This is a genomic window from Anaerobacterium chartisolvens (genome assembly GCF_003337415.1).
GTDB lineage: Bacteria > Bacillota > Clostridia > Acetivibrionales > DSM-27016 > Anaerobacterium > Anaerobacterium chartisolvens.
The window spans coordinates 176,151-199,614 of record NZ_QPJT01000003.1 but is presented as its reverse complement, the minus strand read 5'-3'; the positions used below and the strand labels follow the sequence as shown (position 1 = coordinate 199,614).

Below are 23,464 nucleotides of genomic sequence, written 5' to 3'. Positions count from 1 at the left end.
GCATATTATAAGGGAGCAGTAGAATATATCTTCTGCTCCCTTATAATATAATCTGCCGATATTTACCTGAAAACAGGTATAACCTCAAAGGTTTGCTCTGCTCCTATGTCATCGCTGACTGCCCTAAGCAAATCATTCTGAGTTTCATGCAAGCCTAAGTACTTTCCCGTATGGCCCTTAATGGCAACCCTGTTTGCTCCTATGCAAATGAAATCAAATGCTTCGGTATGTCCGATGGTGTTGGAATTAGGTATAAGTTCTAATTCCCCAGTGTCTTTTAAGCTGACATATTCTCTTGTATGGGTCTGCACAAATACTTTGTCAACTGCCAGAGGTACAAAAAATGTAATCTCAGGGCCGAAGTCATCACTGCAATCCTTTAATTTTAGTTCGCCTCCGTCGTCAATCGATAAATATTTACCATTAGAGGCTTTTAATGCGACTCTTGCACCAATAAAAGACATATATTTCACTCTCCCCCATTACATGTATTATAATTCAGTTTTTACAGGGATAATTATACCAAATCTATTTAAAAGTCGCAATGAATTTGTCAAAAAAGCAAACATATTTAGTGCTCAGCTTTTTGAGGGATGGATACATGAACCGCTGTCCCCTTGCCTTTTTCGGATTCAATGCGGATATTCCCTCTGAATTGACCCTTTAAAGCAATATTCGCTATATAAAGCCCTAAGCCTGTCCCCTCTTTTCCCTTTGTGGTAATCATTTCATCAAAAATCCTGTCCTTTATTTCCTTGTCAATGCCCCTTCCATAGTCCTTGACGGTAAAAACAACCTGTCCTGCGGACTTTTCCACAAGCACATCTATTTCTCCTCCATTATCATATGCCTGTATTGCATTTATGATAATGTTGTTTAAGATCTGAGTAAGAGCGGTAATATCCCCCTCAATCTCCGCCTCACTGTCCAATTCCAATATTTTATTCAACCTGCAGCGGTATTTTTTCAGCTCAAACTCCATCAATATGCTTACCCTGTCCAGTATTTTTTTAACTGTAAACACGTTTCTGTCGCCGCTGTTGAAGCTGGTTGCCTGGTCCTTTACAGCTGTTATTATGTCGGATATGTATATAAGATAGTTTTTTATCATATCCCCCCACTTGTTCATCTCCTTTATGACGCTGATATATTGAGGATATTGAGAATAAATATTAAGATCCTCCAAAAGCTTGTCAATACTCCGGGTATGCCTGCTTATCGCAAGAATTCCTCCAGAGGACGCCATAAGGGGAGACTTTATGTTGTGTGCAATTCCGCCTATAAGCTGATTAAGCGAAATAAGTCTGGCCTTCTCCACCATTTGGTTTGTATTTTCCTCTATAAGCTTAAGCACCTGCTTGTGCTCAGTTATATTTTTAAACAGTATAAGAGTTGCCATAAATCTCTTTTGTATAAAAACAGGTGTGATTTCGACATCAAAATATTTGACGGAGCCCCCCGCACCAAATTCATACTCAAATTTCACACTGGCTGCATCCTCCCGGGCCTTTAACACTCCGTCCGATATTTTCATATTAATATTTCCAAATATTTTATTTTTGAATATTTCAGAAAAATCATTTTCATTTTCATCTATGTATTTGCCAAATTCGTACTTAAAGGCTTTGTTTATTTTAAGTATATTATTTCTGTAATCAATTAATATAAAAGAATCGCTTATATTGTCAACAATACTTTTAACTGCAATGGGAATCATGTCCAGAAAACGATATTTGTAAATTGCGTAGGTTATGCATATTGCAGTAAAGCAATAGCTTATGGTATGTACATAGTCGGGCAGCTCCAAAGGCATCATTAAAAAATACCCTAAATACAAAAGATAGTCCACCACTATGGGGGTAGACATTCCAAGCACCACGATCAGAATCTGCTTGGAAAGACATTCGGTATACTTTAAGCTGAAACGGATTATATAAATTATCGCCCCTGTTGCAAAAAACAACTGCCACGTACAGTGTATGTAATAGTAAGTGCCGTAGGAAATGACCTTAGCATAAATGGGGTGTCTTATCAGAAAAACTCCGTGCAAATCGTTTGTAATAATCATAAGCGTACTGACAACAGGGGGTATAAGAGTCCAGACATATGTTCTTATACCCTGTATTCTATCGTTTATCAGCAAAACCGAAAGTAAAATCAACGTTGATGGGAGAAAAAATACGCTGATAGAGCCCATGCAGAAAAACAGCCACATAATGTCTTCGGTTAAAATAGCCGAAGCCTGATTCAACAGCCTGAATAACGTCCACAGGAAAAGAAGCCCTACGCTTATACTGCACATTCTGTGAAGCTGCTTCTTATTCTTAAGCGTTTCAATCATTATGATAAGCAGCAAAAGCACCGCGGCTGAAAATAAATATACCAGTATCCTTGCCGTAGCTCCTGTCATATACCTCTCTTACTCCCCTATCTTTTTGGATTATACGGACTTTCCGCAAAATTGGCCTTATAACACAGCAAATAGTCTGTGGTTACCTTGAAAAATTCAGCAAGCTTTTTTATGTTTTCCCCGGTGGGTTCAGTCTGATTTGTCTCCCAGTTAGCTACGGCAGTTCTGCCTACACCAAGTATTTTGCCAAGCTCCTCCTGATTAATTGAATGAAGCTTTCTGAGCCTTTTTAACCGGACTCCGAAGGTTCCTTCCTTTCTTGCATGTTCAACAGATTTTACGGCAGACTCTATCATGATTAATATTTCTTCAAAATTAGCGGTCTTTTCACAGTACATTTGTATGTCCATGCTCTTTAACGTTTCTACCCCCGGGACCTCCTCCGCTCTCCCGGTTAACAGCATGATATAAATTTCATCGTCAATTTTTCTGATTTTTTCGGTAACCTGTCTTCCATTCATGCCATCTATGAAATAGTCAAGTATCAACAAATCATAATTACCCTCTTTTATAGCCTCAATTCCCTCTCTGGAAGTTAGAAAGCCATCAACAGAATACTCTGCGGAAAGGTTTGCTACAATGGAATCTATTATTCCCTGCTCATCATCAATTACGGCTATTCTGAATTTGTTTTCCATAGAACTCTGACCCCCGTTAAAATAATTATAATCTTATATTAACACAATAATATTACTTTATCAATAGGTTATACATTTTTAGTGACTTATTAATTATGTATTAAAATTAAATTATTCATATTTATTGACATTATTGTTTATAAATATGAATAATTTAAACCCATATATTTATTTAAAAATATATTATAATTAAACATTTGTTGTTTTTATATCCATAAAAATTTTTTTATAGAATCTATTGACATGTCATTAACTATGACGTATATTATTATTGTAGATGATATCATTTATGACACATTCTGGTAGTCCTTCATTAGCTATCAGCAATGGAAGAAAAATTTAAGTATTTTAAAAACAATTTAAGAAAGGTGGATTTTAAAAATGGCAAATATTAATTGGAACGACGGGAGACTTATCACATTAGGAGAAGGGCAGGGAGCTACCTGCACAGTCCTGAACAAGGGACAGCTTTACGGACTGGTATTTTACAACAGCGCAGGAAATGACACCGGTGCTGACGTAACCATAGTATGGGGGAACGGTAATCCTCCCGAAACCATCCATGTTCCCGGTACAACAGGCAATCAGGGACTGGCATCGGTTTTCTTCCTTAACGGGACAGATACAACCACAGTTTCCGCTACAGTGCTTCCCAATCAGCCCGGGGCTCAGGTACAGACCTACATAGCAAGCGTCAAGATGCCGGTAAACACTTCGGGAATCAACAACATTTCTCTTCCCGCAGACAGTACTCCTCACAGCTTTAACAAGTTTACCCGTTATTACACCGTACCTGCATCACACTGGTATAACGTGCAGATTAACAGTAACATAAACCAGTTTATATCAGTATTATTTACAGAGCAAAAGGCAACGGTATATGTTGTCAACGCGGCAGGTGACATATCTTCCTTCATTACCGGTGTAGGCAGTGCCAAATCACTGAGCCAGTACAGCATTGTCACATCCGCGTACCAGACTATTTCACAGCCTATAATAGGCAACGGAAGCCAGTATGTGTTTGTAAACGCCGACAGCGTACAGGATTCACAGAGCGCGACCATCGCCTTCACCTCCCTCAGCGCACTGTATGCGGCTCATGATGAAGCAGAGAAGAGTGCATAATAAAAACACAGGCATGCTTTGACACCTGTGCTTGTATATAATTTTCCGCAGGGCGGCAAGCCCTCCCGCTGCCACCCTGCGGAAATTGCCTTATATCCGGTGTGCCCTGTAACAGAATTCATGTGGCGGCATAAAAGGACATTAATAATTTCACCCCATAATCACTGTAACGGAATGCGTGGTGCCCTTGCCAAACACGGGTATTTTATCTGTTTCACTTCCGTCCACAACGAGCTTGCGCACGCCCTTCGATACTCTGTCGGGATTCTTTACTTCAATATTATATACCGCTCCTCTAAACACCCTCTTTGCTTTAAAGCCCTCCCATTCGGAAGGAATGCACGGATCTACCGTAAGGCAGTCATAGCCCTGGCGAATACCCAGAATGTATCTGGAGGATGCCAGCATATTCCATGCCGCCGTTCCCGAAAGCCACGAGTTTCTGCCGGTACCGAACTGAGGGTGCTCCCTGCCCAAAATATTCTGCGGGTATACATAGGGCTCAACCTCAAGAAGCTCCGCCGCGTCATTTCTCGCAGCAGGCAGAATCTGCTTGTAGTATTTAAAAGCCCTGTCCCCATTTCCAATCATTATATTGGCTATCATAACCCAGGGGTTTGTATGTAGGAATATGCCTCCGTTTTCCTTTGTTCCGGGAGGATAAGTGGTAATACCTCCCTTTGACTTATCAAACTGCCTGTAGGCAGGATATACCGTAGCAATACCATATTCAGAATTCAAGTATTTCTCTACCGCTTCGAGACACTTTTTTGCATACTCTTCAGTTGCCACTTTCCCAAGAACGGCCCACGACTGGGAATTTATATATATCTTTCCGTACTCGCAAGTCTCAGAGCCCAGAGGCATTCCCATATCGTCAAACGCCCTCTTATACCATTCTCCGTCCCAGCACGAGGAGTTTATTGCCTCCTTCATGTCGCTAAACATGTGGGTATATTTTATGGAGTCCTCATCCCTTCCAAGGTAGCTGCAAAGCTCAATCATTGTATTAAGCACATTGCAGTACAGCATTGATGTGAACACGCTTTCGGCCACACCATTTCCCATATCGAGATTGAGAGTATCGTTCCAATCCGCCCTTCCGGCAAGAGCCAGCTTATTTGGCCCCAGATTTGCCCCTGTGAATTCAATCGCCCGGCACATATGCTCCCAAACGGTCCCAACGGTCTGCTTATCGTTGTAAGGAACCTCCATATCAAGAAAATCAAAATCACCCGTTTCTTTTATATAGTCATCAACAGACATAATAATCCACAAATGATCATCCGAATACCAGTCAAACTTTTTAATGGGGGCATCTCCCTCACCGCCGCTTCCCGTAAGCGGAAAATACAGGTGGTACGCCCTTCCGTCGGTGTACTGGCATTTAAGTATGTTTGTAATGAGCCCCTTTGCCTCATCGGGAATTGAATGCATTACTCCCATGATATCCTGCGCGCTGTCCCTAAAGCCCATTCCGCGTCCAAGGCCGGTTTGATAAAGGGACACAAACCGCGACCAGTTGAAGGTGACCTTGCACTGGTATTGATTCCATAGGTTTACAAACAAATTCATATCCTCGTCAGGCGTTTCTACATAGAGCTTATCAAGGTAGCTGCTCCAATATTCCTTAAGCCGGCGCAGAGACTCACGTGCAAATTCGGGACGCAGGTACTCCCGTATTTCCTCTCTTATCTTGCTTCTGTCCTGTGCAGAGCCTAGAATAAATACCATTTCACGCTCTTCATTTTGCTGAAGCTCCACATTTACACAAAACGCACCAACCCCATTCATCCTGTAGGATGTTGAGTTTGAGCACGCCCCCAGCTCTACCGCTATGGGATTGGACTCAGACCTGTATTTGCCTATAAAGGCCTCCAGGCTTGCATCATAGCTTGCGACCTCTTCCCCCGAAGCAACAAAAGCTCCCTCCATGCTCTGCTCAAACTCGTGAGGATAGTATACTATTATTTTATCCTCATATTTGCACTGGTTAATCTGCTGGCACCAGTCAATGTTCTGCTGATCCTTTATTGCGTCCCAGAAGCAAAACTCCGCATACGAAAATACCTGAAGCCTTCTTGGCGCCCCGGTCAAATTTTTAAGCTTTACAAGCCATATCTCAAAATTTTTATCATCAGGAACAAAATAAGTAACCTCTGACGCTACTCCCTTATTCTCACCCTGTAAAACGGTATACCCCAGACCATGCCTGCAGCAGTAGCTGTCCAATTTACCTTGTACCGGCTGCCATCCCGGATTCCAGTATTCTCCGTCGGCAGCATCTCTTATATAAATATACCTTCCCGGTCTGTCCATCGGAATATTGTTGTATCTGTACCTTGTTATTCTTCTGTTTTGAGGGTCCCTGTCGAAGCTGTAGCCCCCGCCGGTATTTGAAACAATTCCCCCATATTTCCCCATGCCTATGTAGTTAATCCAGGGAGTGGGAGTGTCGGGTCTTGTTATCACATACTCGCGTTCCTTTTTGTCAAAATACCCATATCTCATTTTTTGTCCCCTTTCAAAAAATCACTTTGCTTTATAGTTTGCCATATCTTACAATTACTTATATAATATAGCTAGGGGGCTATAAAATCTATCCAAAATTTTATTATTTATTTCAAAATCTTATTAAACAAGAGGAGCTATCAGGCTTATTTTGCCAGCTAAAATGAACATTTTTTGGAATTATCCTGAAAGCATCCCAAAACAAAAAGAGGAGAATGTAAAATGGATACCAGTACAGTAAGCTCTTTTATAGATACCGGCCTTATATCCCCGAGAGTTATCAAAAGCAGTCTCTTTCTTCAGGGAATGGATTTCCCTGTCGGCCACAAGCTTGAAAAAAGATTTGTCTATGACTATGAGCTGGAGCTGATCGTCGAGAGCCGCGGCTCAATGGAAATAGACAATAAAATACACAATATAAAAAAGGGAGACATCGTTTTCAGAAAGCCCGGCCAGCAAACCCAGGGCATTATGCCCTACTGCTGTTATCTAATATGCTTCGACATCAGAGGAGATCTGAGAAAGGACGCCGACAACTACGACTTTCATAAGCCGCAGGAATTTCAGCATTATTACATAAATCCCATTCTCGAAGCAGTCCCGACGGTACTCTCCCCTGTCTCAAGCGAAAAATACACCCGACTTTTTGATCTTGTATTGAAGGAGTTTATAAACCGCTCCCACATTTCGGATCTTTTGTTGAAATCATATATGCTGCAAATACTGTATCATCTATATATGGACGTAAACAACTTTATTACCAGAAGCACTTACCCCTATTCTTGCCACAATAAATCATTAGATATGGTTATTGAGCACATTCATGGCAATATGGAGCAAAAGCTTACACTCAGTGCCTTAAGCAAAATAGCAAATTTGAGCCCCAGCCATTTCCACAAGGTTTTTACAGCCTCTATGGGGATTTCTCCCATAGAGTATATTACAAAAAAGAGGTTGGAAAAATCCAAGGAGCTTTTGGTCAAAACCAATCTTTCCATAGCGGAAATTGCACTAAGCTGCGGCTTTGAAAATATTCCGTACTTCAGCTATGTTTTTAAAAAGAAGGTTCTGCTCACTCCCGGAGAATTCCGCAAAAAGTTCTGCTATATGTAAGAAGGCTGAAGCATTCCAGAACTTACTATAAATTAGCTCAGCTGTTTTAACAAATTCTTTTTTACAGCATATAACTGTTATTATGATAATGTTGGAGAGCCGGTATATGCTTTGCTTACATAAGCCTGACCCTTTTAAAATTGCAATTATAGCTGCATTGCTCGCAATAATAGGAGATACGCTTGCACTATTTCTTGTAGTCTCAGCCTTTAAAGACAAACAGGAAGATATAGCGGAAGAAAGAAAGTTTTTAGAAAACCAGATACAGCTTTATCAGGAAAAGTTAAGCAAGCTGAAATAGACTGTATTTTAAGTATAAACGCATACATGTTAACATAATAATTGGCTTTTTGTAACCTAAACGTTTATGTACTCATAATATGTAGTATGCAGACAAACGATTAACTGTAGCTATTATATTTAAGGGGAGGTTTATCTATGCAGAGTTTTAATCCTAATTATATGCAAATGATGAGTATGCCTCAGCAGTATTCTCCTATGACAGCAATGCCCGATGAGCAACTGGAAAACATGTATCCTAAAACCTATCATATTGTTCAGCCTATGGTAGAGAATGAGTGCAATAATATGGTTTCAAATTACGGAGATATGTATTGCCCCAATAAGGCTCACTTAGAAAACATGATAGAGAATATATATAAAAAGGTGGAGGCAAATGTTGAAGTAAATGTAGAGGCTGACATGAAGGTGGAGGCAGACGTAAAGGGTGCTGTTAAAGACGATATAAAAGAAAAGAGCGCTGAGAAGGAAAAAGAGAAGGATAAGGAAAAAAGCAGGCAGTTCGGCTTTGGAGGAAGGCGTATACTGAGAGATTTAACAGGCATACTTCTTATAAGGGAGTTAATGCGCAGAAGGCGCCCATTCTATGGATATCCTGGCTACTACGGCGGAGGCTTCGGCGGGGGCTACGGCGGAGGCTTCGGATACCCCGGATATTACGGAAGAGGCTATCCCATGTATTAATATAGAACTGTTTGTTTTATAAAAAGGTGTTTTCAGGACTTCAGTTTTGGTGCTGAGGTCCTGAAAAATGTATTTAAAAGATGGGGTTAGCATTTTCACAAAAAAAGCCTTACATTGCTGTCATTTTCAGTTGAGGGCTTTTAACAGAGAGTCTTGGCTTAAGCATTTATGTCATAAACCATAACTAGAAAAGTCATTTTTCGTGACGTTTTTAACGCATCTGCGTCTATATGCCACTTACTATATAATACCTTATATTTGATAAAAAATCAATGTTTTTTTAATTTTTATGGATATTTTTTTATCTTTTTATATGAGCTTAATGCAAGTGCTTATAAGCAATTTTGTCCATATTAATGACATGCATAATATGCTTTGCCTGCCTATTTAAGAAAAATATAAGCCAAGGTCTAAACCTCGGCTTCACCGTCAAAATCATCCTCATATTCAGGAAAATTGTCCATACTCCATTCCATACATTCATAGCACAGGCCGGTAAACTGGTCTATGTCCTCAGTCTGTTTATGGCAAACTATACAGCATTTTTCCATTTCACCTTACCTCCTTATATAGTGCAGCTTTAAGTCTACGCTATTGACCAAGTAAGTGCATTAATATTTTATCATCTTTCACACACTTTGAACATACTTTTTTACTCATTGGAAAAATATTTTTTCTCTTCCTTACATTCATGGCAGTATCCATAAATTTCAAGCCTGTGCCCTGTAACGTCAAAGCCTGTTTTGTCCTGCAGCAGCTTTTCGTATTCCTCTAACGGACACCCGTCCACGGGAAATATTTTTTTGCATCCCGAGCATATCAAATTGTGCTTATGCTCCCTTTTATTAATCTCAAAAAACGCGCTGCTGCTGTCTGCTATAGTGGATTTTACCACCACCTCTTTAAACACAAGGATATCCAGAGCCCTATAAACGGAGGAAAGATTTATAGAAATATTTTTGCTCTTCAAATTCAAAAAAATTTCCTCGGCAGTTACAGGCTTTCCGCTTCCTTCGATAGTCTCCAGAATTGAATTCCTGTGCTTTGTATTCCTTAGCCCCTCCCGCCTTAATACTTCCGTATAGCTCCCCGTTTCTATCATCCCGTCCAACCTCTTCGTAAATTTTAATTTTTGTACATATATTATTTTATCAATTAGCTTGAGTTTTTTCAAATTTTAATGCTTGTGACAAATATTTTTCTCCACAGGCGGCATACGCAATATCGTTGGCAGCCTTCATCCCGCTTTGCAGAGCTCCCTGAATCCATCTGTGCACAGCCGAAATGTGATCACCCGCAAAACATACTCTTCCATTGTACTCCGGCAGAGCCATTGCATATGAGAATATCCTCTTTTGCTGAGGTGAAAAAAAGCAAAGAGCTCCTCTCGTCCATGGGTTTCTGCTCCAATCAATAGTTTTTGACTCAATGACAATATCATCAAGATATCCCTGCGGAAGCCCGTGAACCCTCTCTACTTCATGCTTTATTTCATTAAACCGCAAGTTCTCCGGCAGATTTCCCAGCCTCACCGAATCAAGGTTATAGTTATATGATGCCAAAAGCACTCCTGGCTCTTCCGCCGGGCTATAATTATTCGGACAGCAATTTGAAGAACCCAAAGGGTACCATACAGTCTGTATCGGAAGGTCTGTATATGATCCCCCTCCCGTTATTCTCCTACCCGGCTCCCCCTGCTCCCAGAAACGCTTCCTGCAAAGCATAATGCATTTCATTGAATCTATATAGTTTACCTCCTTGACAGCCTGCATTTTCAGCCCGCTGAAAAGAGGCTCTATATGTACGGTGCGCAGTGATGAAAACGGTATGGCACACACAACATAATCAAAGCGGCACTGATAGGTGCTTGCTGTTTTTCTGTCCAGATATGACAGCCTTACCTTATCTCCCTCACTGTAAATCCCCGTCACAGGGCTTCCCATTTTCCACACCACCTTCCCTAAGTCTGCAATACTAATCCCCGGATAATGCTTTGCAGCATTAACATCCGATAGTGAGTCGCGAAATGCATCCGTAAGTCTTGAGGCCCCCCCGGGGATTTCATATAAAAATGACAGGTTGGCGGGATAATTTGCCTGTGCAATATCAATATAGCTATTGTATAAGTTTGAACCGACAAGAGGAGATAGGCCGGAAAGCATACTTATTGCCGCGTTGGTGAGTCCTGCCTCCTCCATTATTTTTCTTATTTCTAAAAAGTCCCAATAAACTATGTATTTGTTATAAAAGGGCTTGACCTCAAGCAGCTCTCTTCTTTCTTCAGGGGATGCACACAGCAGAGGTCTTTCAAGTGCATAGTAATACAGCCTTTGCCACGGAGTATTTCTCTCCCACTCATTCAGGCAATATTTAGGATATATATACTCCATTACATTTCTGCCCAGAGGATCATTTCTCACCCTTGTGTCTCTTAAATAAATGAAGGCATTTGGGTTATTCTGTACAAAAGGTCTGGTTTCCAGCCTGAAAAGATTTATGTAATGCCACACCGTCTCATGAGTAACGGGAATTCGCATGGCGCCCAATTCGCCATACAGCTCCTTGCTTTTATCAAAATAGTAAGTGTATACCCTTCCGCCTACTCTGCTTTCCTCCGCTTCAAATATGGTTATGTCAAAGCCCGCTCTTCTCAGCTCGAATGCTGCCGAAAGCCCTGCTAAGCCTGCTCCTATTATTGCTACCTTTATATTCTTGCATTGCCCCGGTGCGGAAATGGATGCAATGCTTGCAGGCGGAGACATAAGCTGAAAAATATTATTTATGTCCTCAGGACGGCCCCTCTCCATCAAAGCATATTTCGCCATGATATATCTTTGAGTGTTTGTGGGATTGCAGGGCTGGGCAGGCGGAGAGATTAATATATTATTTATGCTCATACTATTAACTATTCCTTTCTCGTTATATAAGGATTTAATCAGGAATACTATAGTTAATAATATGAAACAACGTCCTCATTTGTTAATTAATCCAAAAAACAATTGAGCAAACAGGCAGTACAATCACTACCAGTGCCAGAAGCATAAGCATAATCCCCCCCAGTATATTTTTCCTTTTGCATGTCCATATGCCATATGAAAAGGTGTATATACCTGTCCATACAACAATAAGAATAGCTATTATATGTCCGTGTACACTCATCGTGCGTATATCTCCCCTTCGGTTGAAGTTATCGGTGATGACCTGATGGTAAGCCCCGGCCTCCTTATTTTCACATCCACGCTTACGTTAAAGGTAGCTTCCTTATATCTTGAAAGCCATTTAAAGTCCTTCCATTGATCCCATGTAAGAAATTTCTTTTTCATTCCGCTTCCCAAACCGCAGATATCGCTTTGGAAATCCTTTGAGGTCATTACCAGAAAGTCTGAAACGCCCTTTTTTATAAACTCCTCATAGCCTCTTTCAAGTATGCTCATCTTTTCGGGACTTTCATAGTTTATTCCGCTCTGTATAACTGTAATATCTCCCTCAAGCATTATCCGGATATCTATAACAGGCTTGTCATTTACCATTTTAATGTTTTTGTTCGGCTTTCTTGCCTGTCTTATATTTAAAATCACAAACCGCTCTTTTTCTATAGGATCCGGCATTGTCACATAAGCCTTGTTAAATTTTCCTCTCACCATGAGATAACCCATGGTTTGCTCACCATCTAACTCACCCACCATTTTCCCCCTGTCAAATACCGCCAAGCCCATTATTTCGCTTTGAACGCTCCCTGATTTGGGCAGGCTTCCCGCCTTAAAATCCCCCTCAAGAGGCGCCGGTCTCCCCTTATCCTTATATGTAGAGTCGGCAAGAGAAAGATCCTCGGGAGATTTATACTTCGATACTCCCGCAAGGGTTGCAACAGGCTGAATTGAAAGAGATTTGCTCTGAATATAAAAATTATGAAACATCGTATCGGCAGTGAATCCCGTGTGGAGGTGAGAAATGTTGTTCAACTCGTAATACTTTGCAGGATTGCCCTCCAGCTCGGGCTTGACGCTCTTTATATAATCGACGGCAGTCCCCTTGGCCACAAGTATATTTACCGTAGGACGAAACTCTCTCCCCTTTGGAAGCGCGATAACAAGATCAGCTATACCATTTCTTGCAAACTCCTCCGAGAACACAAGCACCTTTGTATGAGAAAGATTAATCTGCCTGCTTATAAAGTTGTTTGCCATGTTAAGCCCCGAATATATTGTGGGTGCCTCCAGCGTTATAATCTGGGAGCCCTCTTCGGCGTCTCCTCCGCCTCCTCCGTCTCCTCCCTTAATTTTAGGAGGCACAACAAGCTGCAAAGTCATCATAAGCTTATTGGTTTTCCCGGTATCCAGACCTATTGCAACAATGTATGCCATGTCATCAATCTCACGGCTGTCATAGCATCCCGTAAGAGTAATGCAAAGCATGGCAAAAATGATTATTGTCCTTACAATGCTACTCAACGGCTTTTTCACCTTTTCTCTCTCCCTTTTTTCTTTTTTGTGAAATATTCGCTATGCTCAATACTATAATAGGAAAAACAATTGTAACTATCCATATATATTTCCTGAAGTATTCCTCCTCCAGCTGTATGGCCGTCGCAAGATTTGGAGGAAGAAGGCTTATATTAAAAATAAGTATGGCAAACGGCGCTATCAAGGGCTTTTCATATTCAAGCTTAAAGGTTTTCCTGAATATATGGATTATAAAATAAAAGGCTCCCGACAGGTACAGGAGTGCCGTCGCAGCCCATATAAATACAAAAACCGATTCCACCCTCTGAAAAAATCTCCCATAGTTTATAAGCCTGGCCATCTGGTATATGGGCAGAAAATTTTCAATGGAGACTGTGTATGGGAAAACCATAATGTAAGACAACACGCTCCACAGAAACAGGCATGAGGATATTAATATGGAAGCATACCCTACTATTTTAAAATTTCTGTTTGTTCTTATATAAGGAGCAATAAAAAACAAAATTGACGCTGCGGAAAATATGGAAATTCTAAAAAACCCTTCACCGAAAATCTTTTCGGGCCCCGCACCCAATACAGGAAAAAGATTTGCCATATCATAATATGGAGAAACTCCTATCGTAATAAACAAAAAGCCTATCGTTATCAACGGTATAAAAATTGCTCCAAGCCTTACTATAGCCTCCAGACCCAGATATGCGCCCACGATCATTCCTGCCACAAAAAAAAGAGTTACAAAGCTTATCGGGGATTCGGGCAGTATTATCACCTTCATATCCTCTGCAAATTCTCTGAGTACAATAGAAATTATATACATAATATATGCTGTCATAACCAGTCCTGTTATTACTCTTAAAATTCCCCCTCCCGCAATTTGGCTTATATCTATAATATCCATCCCCTCAAAGCGTGAATAGAGCTTCGAGATCAGCCAAAAGGCCACAAGCATAATAACAGAAACATAAATAATTGTGATCCACGCTGCAGTACCCGCCATTTCTGTCATGACTCTGGGAAAGCCCAGTATTATCTGCGTGCATATAAGATTAATCAGAAGTACAGTCCCTTCCCATTTCCCAAATATGATTTTACTGCTCATCCTCATCTTCCCCCTTCGAACCGTTATCCATCCAGCCCCTGCTTATCGGCGCCTGCCTGCGATCATCCTTCGGGTTCAGGTAATCGGGTCTTCTCTCCTGCTTCCATATGGGCGCCCTTAAAATGCTGTCGGTAAAAGCGTTAGCTGTCTTTGGCCCAAAGGGTACCAGAAATGGAACCCCAAAGGACTTTGCACTGACCAGCCACATGCCGTAAATGAATAGCCCGGTGGTTATTCCGAGGAACCCTGCCATAGCCCCGATTATAATAAACGCAAATCTAAGTATTCTGAAAGAAAATGCAAGTGAAAAATTAGGAGCCGCAAAAGATCCTATCCCTGTAACCGCCACTATTATAATCAGCACAGGGCTTACTATATTTGCCGCCACCGCCGCCTGTCCCAGTATTAATGCCCCTATTATTCCAAGGGTAGGGCCTATCGGCCCGGGAATTCTTATTCCCGCCTCACGTATCAGCTCAAATGCAATTTCCATAATAAGAATTTCGATCACCGAGGGAAAGGGCACCATTTCCCTTGCCGCCTCTATGGAAAACAGCAGATCGGTAGGGATCATCTCCTGATGATAGTTTGTTATCGCTATATACAGTCCCGGCAGAAGAAGAGACAGCGCAATCCCAAAATACCTTATTAAACGGAACAAATTTCCATACGGAAACCTGACATAGTTATCCTCAGGTGACTTAACCATATCCTCCGCGGTAATAGGCATAATAAGCACAAACGGACTTCCATGCATTATTACGGCAACTCTTCCCTCTGTCAATGCGGTTGCCACCCTGTCGGGCCTTTCTGTAGCAATTATCTGGGGAGCGGGAAGAAAGGAGCTGTCCTCTATAAACTGCTCAAGCTCTCCCGAATCGGACAAATAATCCACCTTGAGGCTTTTTAGTCTTTTTGCCACTTCCTCTACCAGAGACTCATTTGCGATATCCTTTATATACATCATGGAGCAGGGGGTATTGCTCCTTTCCCCTATCTCAAAATTTTGGCATATCAGGTCCTCATCCTTAAGCCTTTTTCTTATCAGAGCGGTATTAGTCCTAATTGTTTCTGTAAACCCCTCCTGAGGACCTCTGATTACAAGCTCGGTATTGGGCCTTTCCACTCCCCTGTGCTCCCAGCCCTTTACATCCCCAGTAAACGCTTTGGCTATGCCGTCTACAAATATTGCACATCCTCCAAAATTTACCTCGTCCATTATTTTTCTGTATGAGGTAAATTCCTTCATTTGATTGTGGGGGAGTATTTGTTTTTTTATATATTCCGCGATATCCTCCTCAGCCTTCTTTATCTCGAGGCTTGAAAGCATCATCAAGGGCTGAAGTATGTTATTATTTATAACCTTTCTGTCTGTCATCCCGTCAAAGAATATAATAAACGCTCCTACCGCCCTGTCCTTAAGTATAATATCAAACTCTCTTATTACCACATCCCCGTTCATGGGGATATTATAAAGCCTTTTCATAGAAGTGAGATTATGCGAAAGGTATACGCTTACCTCAGAGTCTTTTCTTTTATTTTCATCCTCTTTTTGTATCTCCTTCTCCTTTTTGCTGCTTTCGTCTGTGCCGCGGTCTATTTTTCTTATGCCTCCCGGCTCCTTCCGCCTTCTGGCTCTGTACTGCTTATCCTTTTCGGCATTGTTTTCAGCACTGTCCTCGGTTCTGTTTTCCTTTGAGCTGGTTTCCTTCAAAACAAACCTTTCCATCTTTTTCGGTTCATTAAAAAATAACAGTTTTTTTATTATTTTTTTATACCCTTCCAAACATCCCACTCCCTTTAGAGGCTTGTTTTTTTAATATAAATGTTAAAGTGCATAGGTGCTAAAGCACCACCCTATCCGCTTTTCCTTCTCCCATCTTTACAAGGTATACATCCAATTTTCTCACACCGAAGGTGTGTGCAAATTTTTTGTCAAACATGGCAAAATCGAACCTGTTTTTTCCCTTTATAGCGCTTCCGGTATCCATAGCAACAGCATATCCCAGCCCTTTTATATAGAACACCGTGCCAAAAGGCCAGTATTTTCCGTCAACAGCCAGAGAAATACCGGGTATTATGGGTTCTCCCGAATTGGTTATTCCCTTGTCATTTCCGCACTCGTCGGCACTTGGGGTATACGCTGTTATAGTAAACTTCCCCAAATAATCGCCCCTTTGTATCTCACCTCTCGAGGTTATGCCGGTAAACTTAGTAAAGTTTTGGGGCTTTATACCCACAGACGCAGCCATTTTGAGGCTGTTTTGGAGAGCAATATTATCTTCCGTAAGCTCCCTGTTCTTCTTTATAAGCTCCTCATTGCTTTTCTGAACCTCATCTATCCTTTTAAGTATCTCCTCATTCTGAGAGCTTATTTTTAAGTACTCCTCTTTTATTTTGACATTCTCCATGGATATTTTCTCATTTTCCTCGCTGATGGCTTCCTTATCCGCCGATATTATGCTAATATTCTCAAATGCCGTGGTATATTGCTGTTTTGCATCCATATATCTATTATAAATATAAACGCTGTTTAATATGAGTCCTGCCGTCAAAACTAAAAAAATACCTATCAAAATAGAATATCTGCTGAATTTATGTTTTAAGTTTTTTTTCTCCAATTCGCCCATTTTCCTTTCTAAGCTGGCACAAGCATTTGTGTTTAAGTCCTCGTGTCCATCCAACACAATTTTTCGGACATCATCCATAGTATTCAACTCCTGTTTTTTATTACTAATCAACCTTATTTTTATTTGTTTCCATATTTTTAGCACATTATTCATACGGGGGACATTCAAAAATTTTTTCTGTTTACATATTGCCTTTTAAAAAACCATATGCTATAATAATTAAGCGTTGTCGGGGTGTAGCTCAGTTTGGCTAGAGTGCTTGCTTGGGGTGCAAGAGGTCGCAAGTTCAAGTCTTGTCACTCCGACCAAAAAGAAGGGGATTACAAGAAATTGTAATCCCCTTCTTTTTGGTGTGAAATGGGTGAAAGGGGGACGCTCCTTAATAGAACTCATATTTGCGGGGACATCCCCTAAAAAAAACCCAAAAAACTCCTCGTTGCTGTTAAACTAGCGTTATCATCTTTTAACATTGTCTGGACAAGATTAAAGGATTAAAGGATAGACAAGATTAATAGCAAATGCACTCATCCTGTAAATCTTTTAATCCCGCAATCATGTTCAGACAGCTTGATGGGGACATTCCTCAAAAAAACCCTGCAAAAGCTCTACCCTGCTGCCTAAGAAATGTCCCCGCATCAGAACGCCACAGGTCTGCTTTCCCTAGCCTACCCTCTGATAGATCAGCATTTCAAGAAGTGATGACAACAGATTCCCTTTGGTTATCAGCTCAAATCTGGGACCACATTCCTCCCGATAAATGCGTAATACCTGCAAAACCGCTATTTTGTTGTACCTTTCCGGTTGTACCTTAATAACATACTCTACATCGTTGATTGTCATATTCACCGTATAGCTCGCTTCCAATGGCTCGACATGCGCTTTCGTAACCAGAAATTTGTGCAGTCCTTCAAACTGCTTTGCCTTTAACTGCCGTATGATCATAATGCTCTTCCTTTCTTTGATATTGTCCACATTTCTTGAAAGGATTTGCTGCGCATGATATAATATTTACGCTGCATTTGCTTTCAGGCATGTGTCAGCCGGGAAGTGGCGTGTTTCTTTGATGAGTGTGCGCCGCTTCCTTTACTTTTTATTGAGGCCGTCATATATCTTGTCAATTCCCTTTCGGACAATATCTGTGCATTATTATTACGGGAGCGTTCTTAAAATTTTGCACAATATTGTATTTTAAATGAACAAATGTATTTGACTTTTAGTGGGAATTAATGTATTATTTAGCAAGTGATATAGAGCAGTAATTAAAGGAGGATAAATTTATGATAAGAAAAGCACTTAAAACTATGTCTTTATGTTTAGTATTAGTATTATGTTTTTCAATTACTACTTTTGCATATGACGATTCAGGGGTAGTCAGCGAAAATATCCAAATCTCAGACCAGAAAATAACATCTGTTGAAGGGGATGCAAACGGAGGCGTCACAACTCGCGCTCCAGCCCCTCCAGTCACTAACGTAGGTATTACAAACGCATTTATACAAAACGGAAATGTATATGTTGAAGTTACTGTAATAGGTTATGGAGACCAGTATGCCTATTATGACAGCTCAAGAGTTACCAGCTATACAACTGTGTATCTTGGAAGCTATGAAGTATATGGTTTTGTATACACATATAATTGCGGTCCGGCAACTGTTGGATCACATTCATTTTCATTCCGGACAACTTCATTTAATTCCCCGTGGAATACCATGACTGCTTCGGCAACGTTAACTATCAGCTAAAATAACAAAATTGAATCATTACTGCTCTAATTCTGTTAAAGAAGGGAAACCACTGTTATTGGGCTTCCCTTCTTTAATGCCGGGACACTCCGTTATTGTTCAAGATAAGGGGGATGCTTCAAAAGACAAAAGGGGACGCTCCTTAATAGAACTCATGTTCTTGACAAATTATACCCAACATTGTATAATGAACCCAAGGGGGGCTGGTATAATGCCAAGAGCAGCGAGAAAGAAATCAGTAGAATGCACGTATCATGTGATGTCCAGGAGCATAAGCGAAATAGACCTTTTTCAGTGTGACGAGGATAAGGACTACTATCTTGCACTGCTGAAGAAGTATAAAGATAAGTACTGCTGCAAAATATACGCTTACGCTCTTATGGACAACCATGTGCATGTTTATATAAATCCTTGCGGGTACGATATATCGTTATTCATGCGCTGCCTGAACAATGCCTATGTGGCGTATTTCAACAGAAGGTATAACCGCCATGGGCACCTGTATCAAGGAAGGTTTGGCAGCACCATAGTAGACAGTGACACATACAGTCTGACGCTGTCGGCATATATACACAACAACCCAAAGGATCTTCCCGACTATGCAGGGAAAGAGGAGCTTTACAGGTATTCGTCATATGGAATCTACACGGGCCGAAGGAAAGACCTTGAGGGAATAGTTGACGTAAGCTTCATACTCGCTCACTTTGGCGGAGACAAAAATGCCGCCCGCGAAAAGTACAGGGCCTTTACGGAGTCAATGAGAGAGACAGGCATAATGAAGGAAGTGGATAACAGCATTATAAGGGCATACACTGAAAATGTATACAACAGTGAAAAGTCTTACATAGTGCGGAACAGGACACCGGAGGAAATAGTGCAAAGGGTAGGCCAATTGCTGGGGGAAAGGCTGGAGGAGGCTCTAAGAAGGAAGCACAGCAGGGAGACGAGCAAGGTCAGGGCATTTGTGACCTATATAATGAGGATATTATGTGGGTACACTTATAAAAGCATATGCAAGTACATGGGAAATATGTCTACGGGCGGGGTAACGAGGCTGTCTAATGAAGGATTCCGGCTACTCAAAAAGAATATACAGTACAACAATGCTTTCAATTCACTGATTCAAATGGGATAAGGCTGCTTTGGGCAAACATGTAGCTGAGCCTTAAAAAGGCCTCCACATTGTGCGCAGGCCTTTTTTTCGCGCCTGAACTCAGGCTGTCAAAAAACCAAGGCACAACAGATATGGCCTTGGTTTCTTTTGATTTTAATCAAAGATGCTTCTTAAAGTAGAATTACATTATTATTTTTACATATTTTCTATAATTTATAGTATTGGTTTGTTTTAATTTAAGCAAAAAACAGGAGCGTCCCCTACTTAAGCTGCTTTGCGTTTATACGCCCTCATCGCAAAGATATAAGCAACGGCCATGATACCGATACACCACGCGAGGGCTACCCAGATATCGTTTCCTACGGGTTCGGAGTTAAGCAGCGAGCGAATCGACTCAACCATTGACGTTACAGGCTGATTCTCAGCAAATACGCGGACAACGGTTGGCATTGTTTCTGTCGGAACAAAAGCTGAGCTGAGAAAGGGCAGAAAGATCAGCGGATATGAGAACGCTGATGCGCCCTCCATAGATTTTGCCGTAAGCCCCGGAATGACCGCGATCCACGTCAGTGCAAGCGTGTATAGTACAAGTATTCCCGATGCCGCGAGCCAGTTAAGTATTCCCGCACTTGAACGGAAACCCATAATAAGCGCGACAAAGAAAATAATAACGACGCTAAGCATGTTGGACACAAGAGAGGTCAGCACATGACTCCACAGCACCGACGAGCGGCCGATAGGCATGGAATTGAACCGCGAGAAAAGCCCTTTCTGCATATCCAGAAACAGCCGATAGGCAGTGTAGGCTATGCCGGACGCAATAGCCATCAACAGTATGCCCGGCAGTTGGTAATTAATATAATTCACGTCCGTGCCCATACTCATTCTTACCGCACCGCCGAACACATAGACAAACATCAGCATCATCGCAATCGGCGTCAGCGCCACCGTGATAATCGTGTCCGGGCTGCGCAATATGTGCTTCATTAATCGCCCGGTCAGTACGCCTGTATTGTTTTTCATTTTGATTGCCCTCCTTTACCGATAATCGCGAGGAAAATCTCCTCGAGTGTCGGTTGTTTTTCGATATATTCTTTTTTTGCGGGCGGGAAAAGCTTTTTGAGTTCCTCAAGCGTCCCATTAGCGATAATTTTGCCCTCGTTCAGGATCGCGATTTTGTCGGCAAGCTGTTCCGCTTCATCCAGATACTGCGTTGTGAGCAGAATGGTCACTCCGCTTCCGGCAAGCTCCTTAACGGTTTTCCAGACCTCAAGCCTCCCCTGCGGGTCAAGTCCGGTTGTCGGCTCGTCAAGAAAGATGACGGATGGCGTTCCCACAAGGCTCATCGCTATATCCAGCCTGCGCTTCATGCCTCCAGAATACGCACCCGCCCGTTTGTTTGCCGCGTCAGTAAGCCCAAAGCGCTTGAGCAGATCGTCGGCAACCTGGTCTGGTTTGGGAACACTCCTTAGCTTTGCGATCAGTAGAATGTTTTCCCGCCCGGTCAATATCTCGTCCACAGCGGCGAACTGCCCGGTCAGGCTGATATTTTCGCGCACCTTTCCCGACTGACGCGAAACGTCAAAGCCGCAGATGCTTGCGGTTCCTCCGTCAGATTTTAGAAGTGTCGAAAGGATGTTGACCGCCGTGGTCTTGCCCGCTCCGTTGGAACCGAGCAGTGCAAAAATCTCACCTCGCTTCACTTCAAAATCAACGCCCTTCAGAACTTCTATGTCCTTGAAGGACTTTCGCAGACCTTTCACCTCAATTGCTTTTTCCATCCCCTTATCCCCCTTTTACTTTGTTTTATCCGTAACCTTTTTTATGGCCTTATTAACTTCCCGGTCAACAGATTCTTGATAGATGTCAGCGTAGGTTTTTGAATCTTTGATTAGATCATCACAGAAAGCCGCTACGTCACTGCCTGTCACTTCGAGCACGCCTTTCCCGGAGGCTGCGCCCTCTTCAAATAAATCGACAATTCCCGAGAGCAAGTCCGTCCCGTCGGTTAGCTCGACAGGACCGACCTTAAAGAGATATTTTTGAAGCTCCTTATAAACAATCTGATAATCCTGCGGAAGTGCTTTGACACGTGCTACGTGTGCTCGCCACTCTTTTTTGCCTTCAATGATATCTTGTATTCTCATTTTTTCCTCCTATTTACCTAATTTTTTAGCTATATTATTGTTGAGCTGCTCGCGCCACTTGTCGCGATAAGTCTTTGCCCCTTCTTCGCCGGCCAGCGCTGAACAGAAGCCTTTTATATCGTCACCCAAAACCTCTTGGACACTCTGACCGTCCGCCGCCGTTTCTTCAAGCAGGCCAAGCACACCGTCAAGAATTGGCATGAGGTTGCGACCGGTGAAATCTCCGTGCGGCAAAAGATTGGCAAAAATTATTCCCCATGCCGCTTGATAATCAGCAGGCAGCTTTTGGGCTCGCGATTCAAAAGCTTTCAATTCTCTAGTCATGTCACTACCTGTGATTCTTTCCCAAAAGTTCATTATTTCCTCTCCTTTAACTCGTTAATTTTCAATTCAGCAAATTCCCATTTTTTCCGAAACTTTCGCAGTTCCTCGCACCCCGCTTAGAAGGCAGCGCCTTTCAGAACTTCTTTTTTGTAGGATTTTTTCAATCCTTTTATGGTTATGGCTAAATCAGTTATTTAGAATCGTTTCCCTTTCCGAATTTATTCAATATGTCGCGGTTTAGCTTCTCGCGCCAGCTTTCCGTATATGTTTTAGCGTTGCGCAAAAGTTCGTCGCAGAAGGCCGCCACATCCTCGCCCGTAATTTCCAAAACTTGTTTACCTTCCCCTGCACCAGTTTCAAACAAATCTATCAATTCATAATGAAGCTTCAACATGTCATAGCCGTCTCCTGACGCAAAATTCCACATGTGCCCCTGAATTTTCTTAAATACGTATTGATAGTCTTTCGGCAGAGCCTCCACCCTTGCCATTTGCTTCTTGTATTCGCGCTTGCTCTCAATTATTTTTTTGATATTAAAATAATTATCGAAAAACTCCGACATTTGATTATTCCTCCTTTAATTGGTTGATTTTCGACGCAACAAACTCCCATTTTTCCCAGAACTTCCGCAGCTCCTTGCGCCCCGCGTCGTTGAGCGCGAAAAACTTTCGCGGCGGCCCCATATCGGATGGCTTTTTCGTAATTTCCACCAGCTTGTTTTTCTCAAGCCGTACTAAGATGGTATAAACCGTCCCATCCACAACGTCCGAAAACCCGAGGGCATTCAGCCGCCGTGTGATCTCGTAACCGTAGATTTCCTCGTGGCTGATGATTTCAAGTACACAGCCCTCAAGCACGCCTTTGAGCATTTCCGTTAGGTTTTCCAGCACAATCACCCCTTGCTATTCTGTATGACTTGTATTCAGTAATACTAATTACTAGTATATAGTATCACATAATAGTGTGGTTGTAAATAGGTATATTTTTGAGGAACCAAAATATCTCCCTAAGTAATATGTGCAATCCTTTCATTTTGATTAAAATAACAGTACTCGGTATTTGCTATTTTGCACAGGAATGGCTTCAGTCTGTGAGTACAGGTCTACTATGGAATTTCCCAGATCACTTTATGTCCATAATACTACCGGCAAACTGGAATTTAAC

General features: G+C 41.8%; 25 protein-coding genes and 1 tRNA gene. 7 read left to right on the top strand and 19 right to left on the bottom strand.

Features of this window, described 5'->3' with window-relative positions; all coding sequences use genetic code 11:
* Positions 1-62 precede the first annotated feature (62 nt).
* The 3 genes from DFR58_RS03930 to DFR58_RS03920 form a co-directional block, all read right to left on the bottom strand.
* A complete protein-coding gene (locus DFR58_RS03930; RefSeq protein ID WP_114296499.1) occupies positions 63-464 on the bottom strand; it encodes a fascin domain-containing protein in 402 nt (133 codons plus the stop codon).
* A 107-nt stretch (positions 465-571) separates the two neighbouring features.
* Positions 572-2,410, bottom strand: coding sequence for an ATP-binding protein (locus DFR58_RS03925; RefSeq protein ID WP_114296498.1), 1,839 nt, complete (start codon positions 2,408-2,410; stop codon positions 572-574).
* 17 nt (positions 2,411-2,427) lie between these two features.
* Positions 2,428-3,048 (bottom strand): helix-turn-helix domain-containing protein, encoded by a 621-nt coding sequence (locus tag DFR58_RS03920; protein ID WP_114296497.1) that lies wholly within the window; start codon positions 3,046-3,048, stop codon positions 2,428-2,430.
* A 381-nt stretch (positions 3,049-3,429) separates the two neighbouring features.
* On the opposite strand from DFR58_RS03920, the gene DFR58_RS03915 reads away from it, so the two are divergent.
* Positions 3,430-4,173 (top strand): hypothetical protein, encoded by a 744-nt coding sequence (locus DFR58_RS03915; protein WP_114296496.1) that lies wholly within the window; start codon positions 3,430-3,432, stop codon positions 4,171-4,173.
* 150 nt (positions 4,174-4,323) lie between these two features.
* On the opposite strand, the gene DFR58_RS03910 is transcribed toward DFR58_RS03915, so the two are convergent.
* Complete coding sequence (locus tag DFR58_RS03910; protein WP_114296495.1) at positions 4,324-6,684, bottom strand: glycoside hydrolase family 94 protein; 2,361 nt, start codon at positions 6,682-6,684, stop codon at positions 4,324-4,326.
* Positions 6,685-6,906: 222 nt separating this feature from the next.
* Between DFR58_RS03910 and DFR58_RS03905 the strand changes: the two genes are divergently transcribed.
* The 3 genes from DFR58_RS03905 to DFR58_RS03895 all read left to right on the top strand — a co-directional run bounded on the left by DFR58_RS03905 (position 6,907) and on the right by DFR58_RS03895 (position 8,781).
* A complete protein-coding gene (locus DFR58_RS03905) occupies positions 6,907-7,797 on the top strand; it encodes an AraC family transcriptional regulator (RefSeq protein WP_114296494.1) in 891 nt (296 codons plus the stop codon).
* A 106-nt stretch (positions 7,798-7,903) separates the two neighbouring features.
* Complete coding sequence (locus DFR58_RS03900; protein ID WP_114296493.1) at positions 7,904-8,098, top strand: hypothetical protein; 195 nt, start codon at positions 7,904-7,906, stop codon at positions 8,096-8,098.
* 137 nt (positions 8,099-8,235) lie between these two features.
* Complete coding sequence (locus DFR58_RS03895; RefSeq protein ID WP_114296492.1) at positions 8,236-8,781, top strand: hypothetical protein; 546 nt, start codon at positions 8,236-8,238, stop codon at positions 8,779-8,781.
* Positions 8,782-9,191: 410 nt separating this feature from the next.
* On the opposite strand, the gene DFR58_RS21745 is transcribed toward DFR58_RS03895, so the two are convergent.
* The 8 genes from DFR58_RS21745 to DFR58_RS03860 form a co-directional block, all read right to left on the bottom strand.
* Positions 9,192-9,332: a hypothetical protein gene (locus DFR58_RS21745; RefSeq protein ID WP_170138019.1), complete on the bottom strand. Its 141-nt coding sequence runs from the start codon at positions 9,330-9,332 to the stop codon at positions 9,192-9,194.
* Positions 9,333-9,433: 101 nt separating this feature from the next.
* Positions 9,434-9,883, bottom strand: coding sequence for a Fur family transcriptional regulator (locus DFR58_RS03890; protein WP_114296491.1), 450 nt, complete (start codon positions 9,881-9,883; stop codon positions 9,434-9,436).
* A gap of 49 nt (positions 9,884-9,932) precedes the next feature.
* Complete coding sequence (locus DFR58_RS03885; protein WP_114296490.1) at positions 9,933-11,678, bottom strand: flavin monoamine oxidase family protein; 1,746 nt, start codon at positions 11,676-11,678, stop codon at positions 9,933-9,935.
* 82 nt (positions 11,679-11,760) lie between these two features.
* Complete coding sequence (locus DFR58_RS03880) at positions 11,761-11,940, bottom strand: hypothetical protein (RefSeq protein ID WP_114296489.1); 180 nt, start codon at positions 11,938-11,940, stop codon at positions 11,761-11,763.
* Positions 11,937-13,244, bottom strand: a complete 1,308-nt coding sequence (locus DFR58_RS03875) for a Ger(x)C family spore germination protein (protein ID WP_242987384.1) — start codon at positions 13,242-13,244, stop codon at positions 11,937-11,939. Before DFR58_RS03875 ends, DFR58_RS03880 begins: the two co-directional genes overlap by 4 nt.
* Positions 13,225-14,343, bottom strand: a complete 1,119-nt coding sequence (locus DFR58_RS03870) for a GerAB/ArcD/ProY family transporter (RefSeq protein ID WP_170138018.1) — start codon at positions 14,341-14,343, stop codon at positions 13,225-13,227. Before DFR58_RS03870 ends, DFR58_RS03875 begins: the two co-directional genes overlap by 20 nt.
* Positions 14,333-16,129, bottom strand: a complete 1,797-nt coding sequence (locus tag DFR58_RS03865) for a spore germination protein (protein WP_114296487.1) — start codon at positions 16,127-16,129, stop codon at positions 14,333-14,335. The genes DFR58_RS03870 and DFR58_RS03865 overlap by 11 nt, the downstream gene beginning before the upstream one ends.
* A 58-nt stretch (positions 16,130-16,187) precedes the next feature.
* Positions 16,188-17,051, bottom strand: coding sequence for a 3D domain-containing protein (locus tag DFR58_RS03860; protein ID WP_242987383.1), 864 nt, complete (start codon positions 17,049-17,051; stop codon positions 16,188-16,190).
* A gap of 152 nt (positions 17,052-17,203) precedes the next feature.
* Here DFR58_RS03860 and DFR58_RS03855 point away from each other — a divergent pair.
* A tRNA-Pro gene (locus tag DFR58_RS03855) sits at positions 17,204-17,281 on the top strand.
* 352 nt (positions 17,282-17,633) lie between these two features.
* On the opposite strand, the gene DFR58_RS03850 is transcribed toward DFR58_RS03855, so the two are convergent.
* Complete coding sequence (locus DFR58_RS03850; RefSeq protein ID WP_242987382.1) at positions 17,634-17,945, bottom strand: hypothetical protein; 312 nt, start codon at positions 17,943-17,945, stop codon at positions 17,634-17,636.
* 305 nt (positions 17,946-18,250) lie between these two features.
* Here DFR58_RS03850 and DFR58_RS03845 point away from each other — a divergent pair, with 305 nt between their 5' ends.
* A complete protein-coding gene (locus DFR58_RS03845; RefSeq protein WP_114296485.1) occupies positions 18,251-18,715 on the top strand; it encodes a hypothetical protein in 465 nt (154 codons plus the stop codon).
* Between the two features lie 211 nt (positions 18,716-18,926).
* The gene (locus DFR58_RS03840; protein WP_170138017.1) at positions 18,927-19,850 is read left to right on the top strand and encodes a transposase; all 924 of its coding nucleotides are present in this window, start codon (positions 18,927-18,929) and stop codon (positions 19,848-19,850) included.
* 243 nt (positions 19,851-20,093) lie between these two features.
* Here the strand turns inward: DFR58_RS03840 and DFR58_RS03835 are convergent, their stop codons facing one another.
* The 6 genes from DFR58_RS03835 to DFR58_RS03805 form a co-directional block, all read right to left on the bottom strand.
* Positions 20,094-20,852, bottom strand: coding sequence for an ABC transporter permease (locus DFR58_RS03835; protein WP_114296483.1), 759 nt, complete (start codon positions 20,850-20,852; stop codon positions 20,094-20,096).
* Positions 20,849-21,610 (bottom strand): ABC transporter ATP-binding protein, encoded by a 762-nt coding sequence (locus DFR58_RS03830; protein WP_114296482.1) that lies wholly within the window; start codon positions 21,608-21,610, stop codon positions 20,849-20,851. Before DFR58_RS03830 ends, DFR58_RS03835 begins: the two co-directional genes overlap by 4 nt.
* Before the next feature lie 15 nt (positions 21,611-21,625).
* Positions 21,626-21,976: a DUF1048 domain-containing protein gene (locus DFR58_RS03825; protein ID WP_114296481.1), complete on the bottom strand. Its 351-nt coding sequence runs from the start codon at positions 21,974-21,976 to the stop codon at positions 21,626-21,628.
* Between the two features lie 9 nt (positions 21,977-21,985).
* Positions 21,986-22,333: a DUF1048 domain-containing protein gene (locus DFR58_RS03820; RefSeq protein WP_114296480.1), complete on the bottom strand. Its 348-nt coding sequence runs from the start codon at positions 22,331-22,333 to the stop codon at positions 21,986-21,988.
* Positions 22,334-22,490: 157 nt separating this feature from the next.
* On the bottom strand, positions 22,491-22,862 hold the full coding sequence (locus DFR58_RS03810; protein WP_114296479.1) for a DUF1048 domain-containing protein: 372 nt from the start codon (positions 22,860-22,862) through the stop codon (positions 22,491-22,493).
* A 4-nt stretch (positions 22,863-22,866) separates the two neighbouring features.
* Positions 22,867-23,187 carry a PadR family transcriptional regulator gene (locus tag DFR58_RS03805; protein WP_114296583.1) on the bottom strand — a complete coding sequence of 107 codons (321 nt, stop codon included), beginning with the start codon at positions 23,185-23,187 and terminating at the stop codon, positions 22,867-22,869.
* Positions 23,188-23,464 lie beyond the last annotated feature (277 nt).